General features: G+C 59.8%; 1 protein-coding gene. It reads left to right on the top strand.

Annotated features, from left to right (window positions below):
* Positions 1–115: 115 nt before the first annotated feature.
* Positions 116–246: LysR family transcriptional regulator (locus Q4563_RS21750; protein WP_303606014.1), on the top strand; the 131-nt coding region annotated here is incomplete at its 3' end.

Consider the following 246-nt stretch of genomic DNA (forward strand, 5'->3'; position numbering starts at 1 on the left):
GGATGGGTCTGGCGATGGATGGGTCTGGTGATGGTTTGCCAGTGCCCATCGATTGGCGGATAGCAGCACGATAGCGGCGGCGGTTATGATGGTGCCATACCGTCGGAGGACTGCCATGACCGCAAAACAGCTACGTGCTTTTCTCGCCGTTGCCCGCACCCTCAGCTTTGCCGAAGCCAGCACCCTGGTGCATCTGTCGCAACCGGCATTGAGTCTGGCGATCAAGAGCCTCGAAGAGTCGTTGGG

This window comes from Gilvimarinus sp. 1_MG-2023, from assembly GCF_030548285.1.